The sequence below is a fragment of the Pseudidiomarina fusca genome (assembly GCF_032227045.1).
GTDB classification, from domain to species: Bacteria; Pseudomonadota; Gammaproteobacteria; order Enterobacterales; family Alteromonadaceae; genus Pseudidiomarina; species Pseudidiomarina fusca.
In genome coordinates this window covers 1-511 of the sequence record NZ_JANFPJ010000087.1, presented here as the reverse complement: position 1 = coordinate 511, position 511 = coordinate 1, and the positions used below count along the sequence as shown (strand labels likewise).

Sequence of the window (511 nt, the reverse complement as noted above, 5' to 3'; positions counted from 1 at the left end):
GGACTGCCTACGCTGCGCTGCGGCAGCCAATTAGCAAGGCGTTAGCTTTCACAGGAAGTGTCGATGACTCTGAATGATTTAACCGTAAATTTTTCTCATCTAAATCGAGACTCTTTACTCAGTGATTGGGAGTGGCTTTTAGAGGGTAAATTCTTACCAATTCTGATGTCAGCGTCTGGTGACGCATTTGTACAGCATGTCGAAAATAGAGAAGTTTGGTGGTTAGATACTGGCGGAGCAGAATTTTCTAAGGTAGCTGAGTCACCTGAACAGTTTAACGAACTTCTATCAGACAAAGAATTTGTTGTTGAATGTTTTGCTATACAAATGGTCGGTGATTTAATTCAATCTGGCAAAGTATTATCTAACGGCCAAATATATAGTTTAATACAACCTTGGTTGTTAGGTGGTGAATATAAAATTAGCAATATTAACCCAACAGACATCGAGGTTCATTTTTCTTTGAGTGGGCAAATAGCAAAACAAGTTGGTAGAAGTGAAAGCTAACAAG

At 39.1% G+C, this 511-nt stretch carries 1 protein-coding gene; it reads left to right on the top strand.

Annotated features, from left to right (window positions below; translation table 11 throughout):
- Positions 1 to 63: 63 nt before the first annotated feature.
- Positions 64 to 507 carry a T6SS immunity protein Tdi1 domain-containing protein gene (locus NOG12_RS13160; RefSeq protein ID WP_110077045.1) on the top strand — a complete coding sequence of 148 codons (444 nt, stop codon included), beginning with the start codon at positions 64 to 66 and terminating at the stop codon, positions 505 to 507.
- Positions 508 to 511: the final 4 nt, after the last annotated feature.